Source organism: Pseudomonas sp. TH04, assembly GCF_016651355.1.
GTDB lineage: Bacteria > Pseudomonadota > Gammaproteobacteria > Pseudomonadales > Pseudomonadaceae > Aquipseudomonas > Aquipseudomonas fluorescens.
Map to the genome: position 1 here is coordinate 5,570,348 of NZ_JAEKEA010000001.1, position 14,890 is coordinate 5,585,237.

The window sequence follows — 14,890 nt, forward strand, 5'->3', positions numbered from 1 at the left end:
GATGAAAACCCTACGCATCGGTTCCGGCGCCGGCTACTCCGGCGACCGTATCGAACCTGCTGTGGAACTGGCCGAGCAGGGCGACCTGGATTACCTGGTGTTTGAATGCCTGGCCGAACGCACCATTGCCTTGGCGCAACAGGCGCGTATCAGTGATCCACAGGGCGGTTACGACCCACTGCTGAGTGAGCGCATGCGCCGGGTGTTGCCCTTTGTCGGGCGGCCTGATGGTCGACGTCGCTTGCGCGTCATCACCAACATGGGCGCGGCCAACCCGGTGTCGGCGGCCATTGAAACGCGGCGGATTGCCCGTGAGTTGGGCCTGAACCTCAAGGTGGTGGCCGTGGTGGGTGATGACGTGTTGGCCAGCTTGCAGCCCGAGCAGTTGCTGGATAACGGTCAGACCCTGGGTTCCCTGGGCGAGCGGCTGATTTCTGCGAACGCCTACCTGGGTGTCGACGGCATTCTTGAGGCCCTGCGCGCCGAAGCCGATGTGGTTATCACCGGGCGGGTGGCCGACCCCTCGTTGTTTCTGGCGCCGCAGATGTTTGAGTTCGGCTGGGCGGCAGATGATTGGCAGCGCCTGGGCCGGGGGACGTTGGTCGGGCATTTGCTTGAGTGCGCAGGTCAGGTCAGCGGTGGCTATTTTGCAGACCCTGGTTTCAAGGATGTGGACGATTTGGCGCGGCTGGGCTTTCCCTTGGCTGAGGTGAATGCCGACGGCGCAGCCTTGATCACCAAGGTGGCCGGTTCGGGCGGGCGCGTCAGCCGCGCGACCTGTACTGAGCAACTGATCTATGAAGTTCACGATCCTGCGGCGTACCTGACGCCAGACGTCACCGCCGATTTTTCCCAAGTGGCGTTTGTCGAGGCCGGCGTTGATCGCGTGCGCGCCCAAGGTGCGGGCGGTCGTGCGCGGCCCGAACAGTTGAAAGTCAGTGTCGGTTATCTGGACGGTTGGATCGGCGAAGGGCAGATGTCTTACGGCGGACCGGGTGCTGTCGCACGGGCGCAACTGGCGCGGGACATCGTACTCAAGCGCCTGGCGTTGATGGGCGTAGAGATGCAGGACGTACGCGCCGAGTTGATCGGCATGGATTCGCTCCACGGCCCACGCAGTCACGTCGAACCCTGGGAAGTACGCCTGCGCGTGGCCGCGCGCTGTGAAGCACGCAGCGAGGCGGTGCGGGTCGGCAATGAAGTGGAAACCCTCTACACCAACGGCCCGTCGGGCGGCGGTGGCGCCAGTAAAAGCGTGCGGCAGGTGGTGGCGGTGGCGTCGTTATTGCTGGCGCGAACTGCGGTCAACCCGAGGATCCAAGCATGAAGCTGCACACACTGGCCCATTCGCGTACCGGCGATAAGGGCGACACCTCGAACATCTCGATCATTGCCTACCGCGCCGAAGACTACCCGTTGCTGTATGAACAGCTGACGGCCGAGCGCGTCGCCGAGTTTTTTGCCGGCTTGCGTGAACCCGGCGCGGCGCCAGTGCGGCGCTACGAGTTGCCCAACGTGCAGGCGCTGAACTTCGTGCTACCGGGGATCTTGCGTGGCGGAGTGACTCGCTCGTTGGCGCTGGACGCCCACGGCAAGTGCCTGGGCTCGGCTTTACTGGATCTCGACCTGGCAATACATCACTCATGTGGGAGCGGGCTTGCTCGCGAAGGCGTAGTGTCAGTCGATAGATTAATTGACTGATCCACCGCGTTCGCGAGCAAGCCCGCTCCCACCTTGGATTTCCTGCGGCGGTCAGATTGCAGCGAACCGCTTGTCCAGGTAGTCGATGATCACCTTGGAGTCATACATCCAGGTGGTCTGGCCATTTTCTTCAATGCGCAGGCACGGCACTTTGATCTTGCCGCCTTGGTCCAGCAGGGTCTGGCGGTCCTGCGCGTTGTTCTTCGCGTCCTTCAACGCCACCGGCACATTCAGGCGGTGCAGCGCACGGCGGGTCTTCACGCAGAACGGGCAGGCGTGGAACTGATACAGGGTCAGGTCCTTGGCGGCTGCGTTGACGTGCGCCTGTTGTTCGGCCGGGCGCTGTTTTTTGCGTGGACGGGTAAGGAAGTCGCCCGCGATGATGACGTGGCCGAGGCCCACTCGAAGTGCTTTGACGAACATGGCTGAAACCTCTTGCCCATGACAGAAGGGGCCGCAGCTTACCTTAATTCTGCAGGCGAAAAAAAACCGGCGATGAACGCCGGCTTTTTCCTGCGCAGCCTGTTACTTGATCAGGCTGAGGAATTCGCTGCGGGTTGCCGCGTTTTCGCGGAACTCACCCAGCATCACCGAGGTGATCATCGACGAATTCTGTTTTTCCACACCGCGCATCATCATGCACATGTGCTTGGCCTCAATCACCACGGCAACGCCCAAGGCGCCGGTGACCTGCTGGACGGCGTCGGCAATCTGGCGGCTGAGGTTTTCCTGGATCTGCAGACGGCGGGCGTACATGTCGACGATACGTGCAACCTTCGACAGGCCCAGCACTTTGCCGCTCGGAATATACGCGACGTGAGCCTTGCCGATAAACGGCAGCAGGTGATGTTCGCACAGCGAGTACAGCTCGATGTCCTTTACCAGCACCATTTCGCTGTTGTCGGAGCTGAACAAGGCACCGTTGGTGACTTCTTCCAGTGTCTGTTCATAGCCGCGGCAAAGGTACTGCATCGCCTTGGCGGCACGCTTTGGCGTGTCGAGCAGGCCCTCGCGGGAAACGTCCTCGCCGAGCTGGCCGAGGATCGCGGTGTAATTCTGTTCCAGGGACATGAAACTACCTGTGGGATTTTCGCAAAGCGCAAGGTTACGGTGGCGGACACATCGCTGCAAGCCTGACGATGGCACTTGTTACTCGTCACGCCCTTCCATCATGGTGCGCTTGAGCATCACGTACACCGCACCGGCACCGCCGTGGCGGGCCTGGCATGAGGTAAAACCCAGCACTTGGGCGTGTTGACGCAGCCAGGTGTTGACGTGGCTCTTGATCATCGGCCGCTTGCCATCCAGCCGCACGGCTTTGCCGTGGGTGACGCGTACACAGCGGATTTCGAATTTGGTCGCTTCGGCGAGGAAGGCCCAGAGGGTTTCCCGGGCTTTTTCCACGGTCATACCGTGCAGGTCGAGGCTGCCTTCGAACGGGATCTGACCGATCTTGAGCTTGCGCATCTGGCTTTCCTGCACGCCGTCGCGGGCCCACATCAGTTCATCTTCGGGGCCTACGTCGATCACGAACTGGTCTGACAGGCCGTCCACGGTAGTGGCGTCGGTGCGCACGGTCGCAGCCTGGCGCAGCTTGGCGATCTGCGCCCGGTCAGTCTTGGGTTTGCCGGTGTCGGCGCGGTCGTGCTTGATCGGCTTGACGCCGCGCAGCTCGTTTTTGAACAGGGAAAAATCGTCGTCTTGCATGTCAGCCTCCGCGAAGGGCGGGCAGTTTACCTAAATCGCGGCGGCCAGGGCGCAGGAAACGCTATCCAAGCGCCATCAGTCGTGCTTTTTCATCAGGTGCGAAGCGATGTTCAGCGACAACGGCTGGCGCATGCGCCGACGGCTGCGACGCCACAGCCAGACGCCCAACCACAGCACCAGCAACCCGATGACCAACAAAATAGCCGAGCCACCCGGGCTGGCATTCAGCTCGCCGAGGGCCGGCGAATGACCAAACAAACCGGCACCACCGGCACCCGCCAGCAGCAGACCTACAATTGCCAGCAGCGCGGCAAAGCCGGCCACCAGGCGCAGACGCCAGTTGCTCGGCCCCTTTGGGCGCAAGCGACGAGCGTCAAAACCATCGGATATCTTCATTCCGACCTTTCCTCCAGGGTATCGGCCCTTCGACCGGAAGATACACAGGTTGTTCCTGTACCAGAGGCAATTGCAGCAAATGACAGGCATTTGCAGATGAGCGGGGCAATAAACACGCCGCGCCGCTCATCCGAGGGACGATCAGATCAGATCTTTGGTTGACGCGAGGGTAGCGAAGTTGTCAGCCATGATGGCCATTTCAGTCTGCTGTACGTGCTCGGCACTCAGGATGCCGCCTTTGTAGGGCAGGTCGCGGGTGGCGCAGGCGTCTTCGACCAGGGTGCAGCGAAAGCCCAGGTTCTTGGCGGCGCGCACGGTGGTGCTGACGCTGGAGTGGCTCATGAAGCCGCAAACGATCAAGTCCAGCGAGCCCAGGTCTTGCAAGTGCTTTTCCAGGCCGGTGCCGTGGAAAGCGCTCGGCAGCAGCTTGCCGATAATGGTTTCGTCACCGAGTGGCTCCAGGCCGCGAATGAATTCGCCACGCTCGCCCTGCGGGTCAAACAGGCCACCAACGGTGCCCAGGTGACGTACGTGCACAATCGGGCGCCCGGCGTTGCGCGCTGCGGCGACCAGTTGCTGGATATTGGCGACCGCTGCGTCCATGCCCGAGAGGGCGAGCGGGCCGCTGAGGTACTCCTTCTGGGCGTCGATGATCACGAGGGTCGCATGGTTCAGGTTGGCTGCTGCATAACCGCGACCGCTGAGTTGAAACATCGTCTTTGGAACGGACATTCTGGGGCTCCTGTGAGGGGGGCTTTTGTGACATTGTCCACTGGCTGAGCGGTTCTGTGAATCGCTACCATCGTAAGGTACGCCGTTGTTGGCTCGCAGCCATGTCAAGTGGGCGGCTTGTTGCGTGCGATGATGGCAAATTGGATGAATTCCGACCGGTGGCGAAGGGTTTTCATCCATCGTCGGTGCAGGCGAAGGCTGTTAGAATCGCCAGTCGTTTTTTCCAGGAGCTTGCCCCCGTGATCACATCCCGCCTGCGCACGTTGCGCGACCACATCCGTTGGGCTGTCAGCCGTTTCCATGGGGAAGACCTGTTTTTCGGGCATGGCACCGACAACGCCTGGGACGAAGCCCGGCAATTGGTGCTCGGCGCCTTGCACCTGCCTTGGGAAATCGCCGATAGCTACCTGGACTGCAACCTTGAGGAAGAAGAAATCTCCCACGTGCAGCGTTTGCTGCATCGCCGCATCCATGAGCGCGTGCCGACGGCTTACCTGTTGAAAGAAGCCTGGTTCTGCGGCATGTCGTTTATTGTCGATGAGCGTGTGTTGATCCCGCGCTCGCCGATTGGCGAACTGATCGAAAATCGCTTCGAGCCGTGGTTGGCCCAGCCGCCGGCGCGCATCCTCGACTTGTGCACCGGCTCCGGTTGCATCGGCATCGCGTGTGCCTATGAGTTCCAGGACGCTGAAGTGGTACTGGGCGACTTGTCCTTCGAAGCGCTGGAAGTGGCGAACCAGAACATCGAGCGCCATGGCGTTGATGAGCGGGTGTACACCGTGCAAGGCGATGGCTTTGAGGGGCTGCCGGGTCAGCGTTTTGATCTGATCGTGTCCAACCCGCCGTATGTGGATGCCGAAGACTTCGCCGACATGCCGGATGAATACCAGCACGAGCCGGAACTGGGCCTGGCTTGCGGCGATGATGGCTTGAACCTGGTGCGCCGCATGTTGGCCGAGGCCGCTGACCACCTGACCGAGAAAGGCTTGCTGATTGTCGAAGTCGGCAACAGCCAGGTACACGTCGAGGCGCTGTACCCGGAGGTCGACTTTGCCTGGCTGGACTTCCAGCGCGGTGGGCACGGCGTGTTCATGCTGACGGCAGAACAGTGCCGGGAACATCAGGCAGTGTTTGCTGCACGGGTTTAACCCGATTCAGCTGAGGAAACTGGATCTAAATGTGGGAGCGGGCTTGCTCGCGAAAACGGTGTGTCAGTAGCAGGTGGCATGCCTGACTCTGCACCTTCGCGCGCAAGCCCGCTCGCACATGCTTGAATGCCTTTCACCCTGCTGTCAGCGGTGTGTCGCGATCCAGATCAACAACCCGGCCTGAAACACCGTAAACGCCACCAGGCAGGTGATGGTAAAGCGCAACCCGCTGTCCTCACGCTTGAACTTGGTGACTTTTTCCTCTTCCTTGCGCAGCTTCACTTCCTGTTCGGCCAGGTTTTGCTCGGCCTGTTGCAGCATCTGCGCGGCTTCGAGGATTTCCACAAACTGCACCTTCTCGGTGTTCCAGCTGTCCAGCACGCCGCTGACCTTACCCGGCTGCACATTGCCTTTGAGGTGTTGCACGTCGGCGTAAGCCACATCAAAGCCCTGGATACGCAGGAAATGATCGCGGCGTAGGCGCGTGGCTTCGTTGAGTGCATCCTTGTTAGCCAGGTCCACACCGTCGACGCGGTAATGTGACCACTTCTTTTTGGCCCAGGCGGCGCCTTGTGCGACGAGGAAGCGACCGATACCCCGGTTGGCCGGTTCGATTTCCAGGCTGTTGCCCGGGCCGAAGTGCACGCGGTGCGTATCGTGATCGACCCAGATATCCAGGTGGTTTTGCTCGCGACGCACGCGCTGGCCCGGCAGTTGGATGACCATGCGCAACAGGCTGTGGTGTTGATCATTGCGCTCGGCGTAACCGAATTGCACAAACCGCAACGGCCGTACGCCGGTGGCGCGATCCGTGGCCAGGGGCGCCAGGCGCAGCATTTTGAAATGTTCCGCCTGAACGTCTGCCCACGGCAGTGGCGCCGCCTCGACGGCCTCGGTTTTTTCAGCCGGGGTGTCGGCGTTAGATTCGGGTGTTGCTTCGGTGGTTGTCATGCGGCGCGATCCTGTCCAAGCCCTGCGAGTCGACAGTCTTTTTACTGTCGACCCTGGGCTTATCGGCCGTTTTCTTCAGGACTGGAGGCAAATAGCCGCTTAACGGGGTTGAAGTCCGTCGATAAAGCGCACGATGCGTTGCCCCAGCTCAGCGGCGAGGGGCAGTTTCGGATCGTTGTAGGACTCCAGTTGCTCCTTCACATCCTTGGGCACGATGCGCATGACGTGGTTCATGCCTTCGATTACCGTCAGTTGTGCGTCCGGCTTGGCATTTTTCAGTTGTCGGGCATCCGCCACGCCGACTTGAATATCGTTGGTACCCTGGATAATCAGGGCCGGCATGCTCAGTTTGGCGAAGGCAGCCGACGGGTCGGCGCGAAACAGGCTGATCAGATAAGGCTGCACGCTGGGGCGGAAAATACCTTCCAGCGGGCGCGGTACATCGGCATCCACCTGGCCGGCCTTGAGGTGGTCGAGAATTTCATTGCTGCGCAGCAACAGGGCAGGGGGCAGGTGATCGGCCAGTTGCTGGCGAATCACCTGGTCCACCGGCCGGGCGCTGCCGGACAGGGAAATAACGCCGGCCGGGTCGAGTTGCGGTGCGGCGAGCGCTGCTACCAGAGCGCCCTCGCTATGGCCCAGCACGATCAGCGGGCCCATGCGGGTATCCGCCTTGAGCAGTTTGCCCCAGGCGACGGCGTCGGCCACGTAGGCCTCCAGGGTCAGGTTGCGCTCATCGGGGGTGGCGGCAAGGCTGGCGGCCACGCCGCGTTTGTCATAGCGCACGCTGGCGATGTTATTGCGCGCCAGTACCCAGGCCAGGCGCTTGAGGCTGTCGTTACGCGCGCCGTCTGCACTGTTGCCGTTACGGTCGGTCGGGCCGGAGCCGGCAATGATCAACACCACGGGCACGGGTTTGTCGGATTTGGGCAACAGGAGCGAGCCAAACAGCTCGCCGCTGCCGGTGTCCAGGCTGATAGGCCGTTGCAGCACGACAGGGGAGGCGGCGAAGCCAAGACTGGAAAACAGGGTAAGGGTCAAAAGCAAAACTCGCAGCATCATCGCGCCATCATTGGGGAGGTGCCGGTTGGACCAACGTCTACCGGTAAGGTTTCGAGGATGAACTAGTCGGTTAGCCTGCGTATACTGGCGGCCTTAAGTTATTACGGTTGACTTGATTCAACTGATTTCACGGAGCGCCCTGCATGTCCGGCAATACCTTCGGCAAGCTGTTCACTGTCACCACCGCGGGCGAAAGCCATGGCCCGGCGTTGGTCGCCATTGTCGACGGCTGCCCGCCCGGCCTCGAGCTGTCTCTGGAAGACCTGCAGCGCGACCTCGATCGCCGCAAGCCCGGCACCAGCCGCCACACGACCCAGCGCCAGGAGCCCGACGAAGTCGAGATTCTCTCCGGCGTGTTCGAAGGCCGCACCACCGGCTGCGCCATTGGCTTGCTGATCCGCAATACCGACCAGAAGTCCAAGGACTACTCGGCAATCAAGGATCTGTTCCGCCCGGCCCACGCCGACTACACCTACCACCACAAATACGGCGAACGCGACTACCGTGGCGGTGGCCGCAGCTCGGCCCGCGAAACCGCCATGCGAGTGGCCGCCGGTGCGATCGCCAAGAAGTACCTGGCCACCCAGGGCATTGTCGTGCGTGGCTACATGAGCCAATTGGGCCCGATCGAGATCCCGTTCAAGACCTGGGACAGTGTCGATGACAACGCATTCTTCAGCCCTGACCCGGACAAGGTACCGGAGCTGGAAGCCTACATGGACCAGTTGCGGCGCGATCAGGACTCCGTCGGCGCCAGGATCACCGTGGTCGCCGAAGGCGTGAAGCCAGGCCTGGGCGAGCCGATCTTCGACCGCCTGGATGCCGAACTGGCCCACGCGTTGATGAGCATCAACGCGGTCAAGGGCGTGGAAATCGGCGCCGGTTTTGCCTGTGTCGCCCAGCGTGGCACCGAGCATCGCGATGAGCTGACACCGCAAGGTTTTCTCAGCAACAACGCGGGTGGCATCCTCGGCGGTATTTCCTCCGGCCAGCCGATTGTGGCGCACCTGGCCCTCAAGGCGACGTCGAGCATCACCACGCCGGGCCGTTCGATTGATGTCAACGGCAACCCGGTCGACGTCATCACCAAGGGCCGCCACGACCCGTGCGTCGGCATCCGTGCCACGCCGATTGCCGAGGCGATGATGGCTATCGTGTTGATGGACCACCTGCTGCGCAACCGTGGGCAAAATGCCGAGGTGCGCGTGAGTACGCCGATACTGGGCCAGCTGTGACGGCTTGACCGTGACAGCCCTCCCGTACTGGCGACTCTCCAGCTTCTACCTGTTCTACTTCGCCCTGCTGGGGGCGACGGCACCTTTCCTGGCGCTGTACTTTGATCACCTGGGGTTCTCCAGCGCGCGTATCGGCGAGCTGGTGGCCATCCCCATGCTGATGCGCTGCGTGGCGCCGAACCTGTGGGGTTGGTTGGGCGACTACACCGGCCGGCGCCTGGCCATCGTGCGATTTGGCGCGGTGTGCACCCTGGCAAGCTTTGCGCTGATATTTGTGAGCAAAACCTACGCCTGGCTGGCGTTGGTCATGGCGTTGCACGCATTTTTTTGGCATGCGGTGTTGCCGCAGTTTGAAGTCATTACCCTGGCGCACCTGCAAAAGCAGACATCGCGCTACAGTCAGATCCGCCTGTGGGGCTCGATCGGCTTCATCCTCACCGTGGTGATTATGGGCCGCTTGTTCGACTGGCTGAGCCTGGACATTTACCCGGTGGTGGTCGTGGTGATCATGGCCGGCATCATCGGCGCCAGCCTGTGGGTGCCGAATGCGCAGCCCGCCAGCCAGGGCAATCGTTCGGCCGGCGATGGTTTTCTCAAGCAGTTGCGCAGCCCCGGCGTCCTGGCGTTTTATGCCTGCGTGGCGTTGATGCAAATGAGCCACGGCCCGTATTACACCTTCCTTACCCTGCACCTGGAGCATTTGGGCTACAGCCGTGGCCTGATTGGTATGCTGTGGGCTGTCGGCGTTGTTGCGGAAGTGCTGATGTTCCTGGCCATGAGCCGTATCCTCACACGCTTTTCGGTGCGACGGGTGCTGCTGGCCAGCTTCCTGTTGGCGTCGGTACGCTGGTTGCTGCTGGGCTCGTTTGCTGAGTTCTTGTGGGTGCTGCTGCTGGCGCAGGTGATGCATGCCGCCACCTTCGGCAGCTTTCATGCGGCCGCCATTGCTTTTGTGCAACGCAGTTTCGGCGCTAAACAACAAGGCCAGGGCCAGGCGCTCTATGCTGCTTTGGCCGGAACCGGGGGCGCCCTGGGGGCGCTGTATTCCGGGTATAGCTGGAACCTGATGGGGCCGACCCTGACGTTCAGCATCGCCAGCGTCGCGGCCCTGGCCGCCGCCGTTATCATTGGCCTTCGATTGCAAGAGCCGAACCGAGGAACCGTGCAATGAGTTATGTAGCTGTTTATCACGTGGCCACACCGGACACCCCAAACAAAGTCCTGACCCATTTTGACGATATCGCTGCGGCCTTGGCCGAGCAGGGTGTGCGGTTCGAACGCTGGCAGCCCAGCCCTGTCGAGAAGGGGGCCAGCGACGCTGAAATGATCGCGGCCTACCAAGGTCAGATCGATTCGCTGGGTTATGGTGCTGTGCAAGTGCTCAGCGTGACGAACGACCACCCGCAGAAAGCCGAACTGCGTGCCCAGTACCTTGACGAGCGTCGTTACAGCGACGACGAAGTGCGCTTCTTCATCGCCGGCGTTGGCCTGTTTGCCGTGCATGTGGGCGAGTACATCTACGCCGTACGCTGTGAGAAAAATGACCTGCTGGTGATTCCGGCGGGAACGCCGCATTGGTTCGACATGGGTGAGAACCCCCACTGTGTGACACTGCGCCTGTTCAACAGCGCTGACGGCGCGGTGCCTGAATTCACCGGCAGCGATATTGCCGCTCGTATTCCAGGGTTGGACGACTAATTACACGTATTTGAATATGCAACCCCGACAATTTGGAAGTTGCTGTGGGAATAAACCTAATTATTTGTAAGGCATCGCTGTTTATGCGGCGACTTATGCCTTGATTCCATTCGTTATGTAACTCTCTCCTGACTCGATGTTTATATCACCTGTCAATAGCAGGAATACGAAAGGTGGTAGGGCATTCACTACTACAGGAGAGCGTTCAATGAGTGGCCGAGAGGAGTCGTGTCGTACGCCGGTGACCGAGCCTGTGGGCGTTAGAAGGCGTCTGAGCCAAGGCGGCAAACCCCTCACGCCGACCGAGCTGGAAATCTTGCGGTGGGCCGCTGAAGGCAAGACGGTGTGGGAGATCAGCCAGATTCGCGCCACCTCTGAAGCCGCAGTGAAATTCCATCTGCGTAACATCTACGCCAAGCTGGACGTCACCAATCGCGTGCAGGCGATGAATGAAGCGGCACGCCAGGGCCTGTGCTGACGCTATAAAAAAAGGGCCGCGACGCTTAACGGCGTCGCGGCCCTTTTTTATCGGTTGTTATCGGTGTTGCTTAGGCCGAATGGTAAGTCGGCAGGGCAAAGCGGTTCTGGCTTTGCAGCATCGAAATCTGTGGCAAATCGCTGGCCTGTTCGGCCAAGTCGCGGCGAATGGCGCTGATCACCCAAGTCAGTTGGTCAGCAGTGTGCAACTGCTGGTACGAGATCGAGCGCTTGACCTGTTTGCCTTCACTGTTGCGCAAGGTCAGCAGGATACCGCCGTCAGGACGTGGCTGAGTGGTGACGTCGTATTGGGAGAATACAGAAGCGAATTTATCTTGGATCAGGCTCATGTCTATCAGCTCCGTTGGCTCAAGTTGGCAAGCATGGAGAGATAGGTGCAGTGATTGTGCCAGTATTGCGATTTGTAAAAAATCGTTATAAATCAACAGGTTGAAAATTTATAGGATTTTCAGTTTCGTGCAAAATGCATGAATGGCCATCGTGCATCCTGCATTTTGCGTTGTTCGGGCCACCCGTTTCAGCCCGCCACTGCTGATAATGACTGTGATGGCTGCGTAAAATTCCCTGGGTGTGGCCGTCGGCACGGGATACAAAACTTTTCAAATCCTGCATGTACAGCCAAAGAATGGCGGGCGTATTTTCCTGCAAGGTATTCGGCGTGCCGCCTACTGGGTTACCGCTGTTCCTGGATCATACGAAGAATAACAACAAAGGACGTTCCGCCATGAGCCATCCGCAAGACGACATGATCACTTGGCGCAAAATGCTGCGAAAGGTGCCGGCAATTGTTCGCGCCCTGCCGCGCGTGGTACGCGGGATGCGTGCCGCGAATGTCACTGACCCAGGGCAACCTTGCGGCCTCGGGTGGCAGTTCGAGCAGGCGGTGCTGCGTAATCCCGACGGTGCGGCGTTGTTGTACGGCGACAGCGTGCTCAGCTACAGCGAAGCCAACCAGCGCGCCAATCGTATCGCTCATCATCTGCACGAGCAGGGCATCGGCAAGGGTGATGTGGTCGCGCTGTTCATCGAGAATCGGCCGGAATTACTGCTCACTGTGCTGGCCGTGGCGAAACTGGGGGGTATCTGCGCCATGCTCAATACCGCGCAAACCCAGGCGGCGCTGGTGCACAGCCTCAACCTGGTGACCCCGGTGGCAATTGTCGTGGGGGCGGAGTTGGTGCCCGCCTTTACTGCGGTGCGCGATCAAGTCGCGATCAAGGCCGAGCGCACCTGGTTTGTCGCCGATCAACCATCCGCTGCTGTGCCTGATGGCTACATCGACCTGATGGTGGCCAGCGCCGGCTGCGCGATGAGCAACCCCGCCAGCACCGAGCAGGTCTTTTTCAATGACCCGTGTTTCTATATCTACACCTCCGGCACCACGGGCTTGCCCAAGGCCGGGATCATGAAACACGGCCGCTGGACCAAAACCGCTGTGAGCTTTGGCAGTATCGCCCTGGACATGGGGCCGCAGGATGTCCTGTATTGCACGTTGCCGCTGTACCACGCCACCGGGCTGTGTGTGTGCTGGGGCTCGGCGATTGTCGGCGCGTCGGGGTTTGCCATCCGGCGTAAATTCAGTGCCAGTCAGTTTTGGGATGATGCGCGCAAGTTCAACGCGACGACCCTGGGTTATGTCGGCGAGTTGTGCCGCTACCTGCTCGATCAGCCGCCCAGCGCGCAGGACGGTGATAACCGTGTGACCAAGATGGTCGGCAATGGCTTGCGCCCCGGCGTCTGGGCACAGTTCAAGCAGCGCTATGGCGTTGAGCATATCTGCGAGCTGTACGCTGCCAGCGACGGCAATATCGGCTTCACCAATGTGTTGAATTTCGATAACACGATCGGCTTTTGCCTGCAGCACTGGGCACTGGTGGCGTATGCCCCCGACACGGGTGAACCGATTCGTGGCAGTGATGGTTTGATGCGCAAGGTGCAAACGGGCGGGCAGGGGCTGCTGCTGGCCAGGATTGATGAAAAGTCACCCTTCGACGGGTACACCGACCCGGAAAAGAACCGCAAGGTGGTGCTCACGGATGTGTTCGAGAAGGGCGACCGCTACTTCAATACCGGCGACTTGTTGCGCAGTATCGGCTTCGGCCATGCTCAGTTCGTCGACCGCCTGGGGGATACGTATCGCTGGAAGGGTGAGAACGTTTCGACCACCGAAGTGGAAAACGTCCTGCTGCAACATCCGCAGATCGCCGAAGTGGTGGCGTACGGCGTCGAGATCGAAAACACCAACGGCCGGGCGGGGATGGTCGCCATCACCCCGAGCGAATCCCTGGCGTCCCTGGACATGCGTGAATTGCTCCAGTTCGCCCACGGCCAGTTGCCGCACTATGCGGTGCCGTTATTTCTGCGCATTAAAGTCAAGATGGAAACCACCGGCACCTTCAAATACCAGAAAGTGAAGCTCAAGGAGGAAGCGTTTGACCCGGATAAAGCCGGTAATGACCCGGTCTACGCCTGGCTTCCAGGCTCGGACAGCTATGTGCCGGTCACCGGGCAGCTGTTGGCGCAGATCCAGGGCGGGCAGTTTCGTTATTGATTCTGGCTATGGCCGCTTTTGGCAAAAAAGGCATGACAGTGGGGAACTCCGTCGCGACACTGGGCGCCTATAAAGCACACCAGACAAGGAGCCCCCACATGTCAGACCAGCCCAAACAAATGACCGAAGACGAAGCTGCCGAATTTGCCGAACAGGTCTTTGACGTGGCGCGCCTAGGCGACGCCGCCATGCTCGCTGCGCTGCTGGCCAAAGGCTTGCCGCCGAACCTGCGCAACCATAATGGCGATACCTTGCTTATGCTTGCGGCCTATCACGGCCACGCCGATGCGGTCAAAGTTCTGCTGGAGTTCAAGGCCGACCCGCAGATCGCCAATGACAAAAACCAGCTGCCGATCGCCGGTGCTGCATTCAAGGGCAACCTGCCCGTGGTCACCGCACTGATCGAAGGGGGTGCGCCGGTTGATGCATCATCCGCGGATGGGCGCACCGCGCTGATGATGGCCGCGATGTTCAACCGCTCGGAAATGGTCGACTACCTGCTTGGCAAAGGCGCCAACCCCAAGGCCACTGACGCCCAGGGCGCGACTGCGTTGGCGGCGGCGCACACCATGGGGGCGGCGGATACGGCGGCGCAGTTGCAAAAACTGGTGTAGGCTACGCGCCCTTAAAAACCCGCCCGCCACAGGACCTTCCCATGCAAACCGCCCTCGTCGAACTCATCAGCAAAATCAGCGCCGGCGTCATGGGGGAGGACGAAGTGGCACGCATCGCCGAAGAAGCGGCCCAGGCCTACGCGGATCCTGCGGCCTTTCTGGCGGCCAATCCGGATATCAACTACGACGACTCGTTCCCTATCCCATTGGGTGAGTGGGTGGTGGTGGGCAGCCTGCCGGACACCGTCTTGTTCCAGGCCGACACCTATGGCGATCTGTTTGCGCAGATCGTCGCGTCCTTCGGCCCGGGCGTGGCGTTCAATCTCAAGCCCAAGCAGTTGGCCAAGACCGAAGACCTTACCGCACTCAATCGTATCCAGATCCAGATGAGCGCCCTGAGCCCGGAAGATGGCGGCTATGTGCTGCTCAACTTCAGCCAATTGCTCGATGACGAGATTCAGGCCGTATTGGTGTATGGCAACGACCTGCCGCGCGTGTTGCAACTGTGCGCCGAAGTAGGGATCAAGGCCGAGCCGTCGCTGGAAGCCCTGAAAGTCGCCGTTCATGTCTGAAATAAAACGGAACCCCTGCCAGGGC

General features: G+C 60.5%; 17 protein-coding genes and 1 pseudogene. 10 read left to right on the forward strand and 8 right to left on the reverse strand.

Going from position 1 to position 14,890, the window contains the following annotated elements; all coding sequences use genetic code 11:
- Position 1: 1 nt before the first annotated feature.
- Positions 2 to 1,327, forward strand: coding sequence for an acyclic terpene utilization AtuA family protein (locus tag JFT85_RS25060; RefSeq protein ID WP_053257231.1), 1,326 nt, complete (start codon positions 2 to 4; stop codon positions 1,325 to 1,327).
- A pseudogene (locus JFT85_RS25065) lies at positions 1,324 to 1,632 on the forward strand (AtuA-related protein); the annotation flags it as partial. The gene JFT85_RS25060 and the pseudogene JFT85_RS25065, both read left to right, overlap by 4 nt.
- Before the next feature lie 120 nt (positions 1,633 to 1,752).
- Here JFT85_RS25065 and JFT85_RS25070 read toward each other — a convergent pair.
- The 5 genes from JFT85_RS25070 to JFT85_RS25090 form a co-directional block, all read right to left on the reverse strand.
- Complete coding sequence (locus JFT85_RS25070) at positions 1,753 to 2,124, reverse strand: glutathione S-transferase N-terminal domain-containing protein (protein WP_069551027.1); 372 nt, start codon at positions 2,122 to 2,124, stop codon at positions 1,753 to 1,755.
- Positions 2,125 to 2,226: 102 nt separating this feature from the next.
- Positions 2,227 to 2,772: a GTP cyclohydrolase I FolE gene (folE, locus tag JFT85_RS25075; RefSeq protein ID WP_003204506.1), complete on the reverse strand. Its 546-nt coding sequence runs from the start codon at positions 2,770 to 2,772 to the stop codon at positions 2,227 to 2,229.
- A gap of 78 nt (positions 2,773 to 2,850) precedes the next feature.
- Positions 2,851 to 3,408 carry a Smr/MutS family protein gene (locus JFT85_RS25080; protein WP_053257228.1) on the reverse strand — a complete coding sequence of 186 codons (558 nt, stop codon included), beginning with the start codon at positions 3,406 to 3,408 and terminating at the stop codon, positions 2,851 to 2,853.
- A gap of 75 nt (positions 3,409 to 3,483) precedes the next feature.
- Positions 3,484 to 3,804 (reverse strand): hypothetical protein, encoded by a 321-nt coding sequence (locus tag JFT85_RS25085; RefSeq protein ID WP_053257227.1) that lies wholly within the window; start codon positions 3,802 to 3,804, stop codon positions 3,484 to 3,486.
- A 141-nt stretch (positions 3,805 to 3,945) separates the two neighbouring features.
- On the reverse strand, positions 3,946 to 4,536 hold the full coding sequence (locus JFT85_RS25090) for a cysteine hydrolase family protein (protein WP_053257226.1): 591 nt from the start codon (positions 4,534 to 4,536) through the stop codon (positions 3,946 to 3,948).
- Positions 4,537 to 4,775: 239 nt separating this feature from the next.
- On the opposite strand from JFT85_RS25090, the gene prmB reads away from it, so the two are divergent.
- The gene (gene prmB / locus JFT85_RS25095) at positions 4,776 to 5,684 is read left to right on the forward strand and encodes a 50S ribosomal protein L3 N(5)-glutamine methyltransferase (protein ID WP_053257225.1); all 909 of its coding nucleotides are present in this window, start codon (positions 4,776 to 4,778) and stop codon (positions 5,682 to 5,684) included.
- A gap of 144 nt (positions 5,685 to 5,828) precedes the next feature.
- Here the strand turns inward: prmB and JFT85_RS25100 are convergent, their stop codons facing one another.
- Together JFT85_RS25100 and JFT85_RS25105 are read right to left on the reverse strand one after the other, a co-directional pair.
- Positions 5,829 to 6,635 (reverse strand): hypothetical protein, encoded by an 807-nt coding sequence (locus tag JFT85_RS25100; protein ID WP_069551026.1) that lies wholly within the window; start codon positions 6,633 to 6,635, stop codon positions 5,829 to 5,831.
- Positions 6,636 to 6,734: 99 nt separating this feature from the next.
- Complete coding sequence (locus tag JFT85_RS25105) at positions 6,735 to 7,697, reverse strand: alpha/beta hydrolase (protein WP_053257223.1); 963 nt, start codon at positions 7,695 to 7,697, stop codon at positions 6,735 to 6,737.
- A gap of 143 nt (positions 7,698 to 7,840) precedes the next feature.
- Between JFT85_RS25105 and aroC the strand changes: the two genes are divergently transcribed.
- The 4 genes from aroC to JFT85_RS25125 all read left to right on the forward strand — a co-directional run bounded on the left by aroC (position 7,841) and on the right by JFT85_RS25125 (position 11,108).
- Positions 7,841 to 8,932, forward strand: coding sequence for a chorismate synthase (gene aroC, locus JFT85_RS25110; RefSeq protein WP_053257222.1), 1,092 nt, complete (start codon positions 7,841 to 7,843; stop codon positions 8,930 to 8,932).
- Positions 8,933 to 8,942: 10 nt separating this feature from the next.
- On the forward strand, positions 8,943 to 10,103 hold the full coding sequence (locus JFT85_RS25115) for an MFS transporter (RefSeq protein ID WP_169875100.1): 1,161 nt from the start codon (positions 8,943 to 8,945) through the stop codon (positions 10,101 to 10,103).
- The gene (locus JFT85_RS25120; protein ID WP_073639024.1) at positions 10,100 to 10,630 is read left to right on the forward strand and encodes a 1,2-dihydroxy-3-keto-5-methylthiopentene dioxygenase; all 531 of its coding nucleotides are present in this window, start codon (positions 10,100 to 10,102) and stop codon (positions 10,628 to 10,630) included. The genes JFT85_RS25115 and JFT85_RS25120 overlap by 4 nt, the downstream gene beginning before the upstream one ends.
- 208 nt (positions 10,631 to 10,838) lie before the next feature.
- Positions 10,839 to 11,108, forward strand: a complete 270-nt coding sequence (locus JFT85_RS25125) for a response regulator transcription factor (RefSeq protein WP_069551024.1) — start codon at positions 10,839 to 10,841, stop codon at positions 11,106 to 11,108.
- 70 nt (positions 11,109 to 11,178) lie between these two features.
- Here the strand turns inward: JFT85_RS25125 and JFT85_RS25130 are convergent, their stop codons facing one another.
- A complete protein-coding gene (locus JFT85_RS25130) occupies positions 11,179 to 11,457 on the reverse strand; it encodes a DUF3509 domain-containing protein (RefSeq protein ID WP_048721059.1) in 279 nt (92 codons plus the stop codon).
- 395 nt (positions 11,458 to 11,852) lie between these two features.
- Here JFT85_RS25130 and JFT85_RS25135 point away from each other — a divergent pair, with 395 nt between their 5' ends.
- The 3 genes from JFT85_RS25135 to JFT85_RS25145 all read left to right on the forward strand — a co-directional run bounded on the left by JFT85_RS25135 (position 11,853) and on the right by JFT85_RS25145 (position 14,865).
- Positions 11,853 to 13,679: a long-chain-acyl-CoA synthetase gene (locus JFT85_RS25135; RefSeq protein WP_069551109.1), complete on the forward strand. Its 1,827-nt coding sequence runs from the start codon at positions 11,853 to 11,855 to the stop codon at positions 13,677 to 13,679.
- Between the two features lie 98 nt (positions 13,680 to 13,777).
- Complete coding sequence (locus JFT85_RS25140) at positions 13,778 to 14,293, forward strand: ankyrin repeat domain-containing protein (RefSeq protein ID WP_201230620.1); 516 nt, start codon at positions 13,778 to 13,780, stop codon at positions 14,291 to 14,293.
- 41 nt (positions 14,294 to 14,334) lie between these two features.
- Positions 14,335 to 14,865 carry a hypothetical protein gene (locus JFT85_RS25145; RefSeq protein WP_069551023.1) on the forward strand — a complete coding sequence of 177 codons (531 nt, stop codon included), beginning with the start codon at positions 14,335 to 14,337 and terminating at the stop codon, positions 14,863 to 14,865.
- Positions 14,866 to 14,890 lie beyond the last annotated feature (25 nt).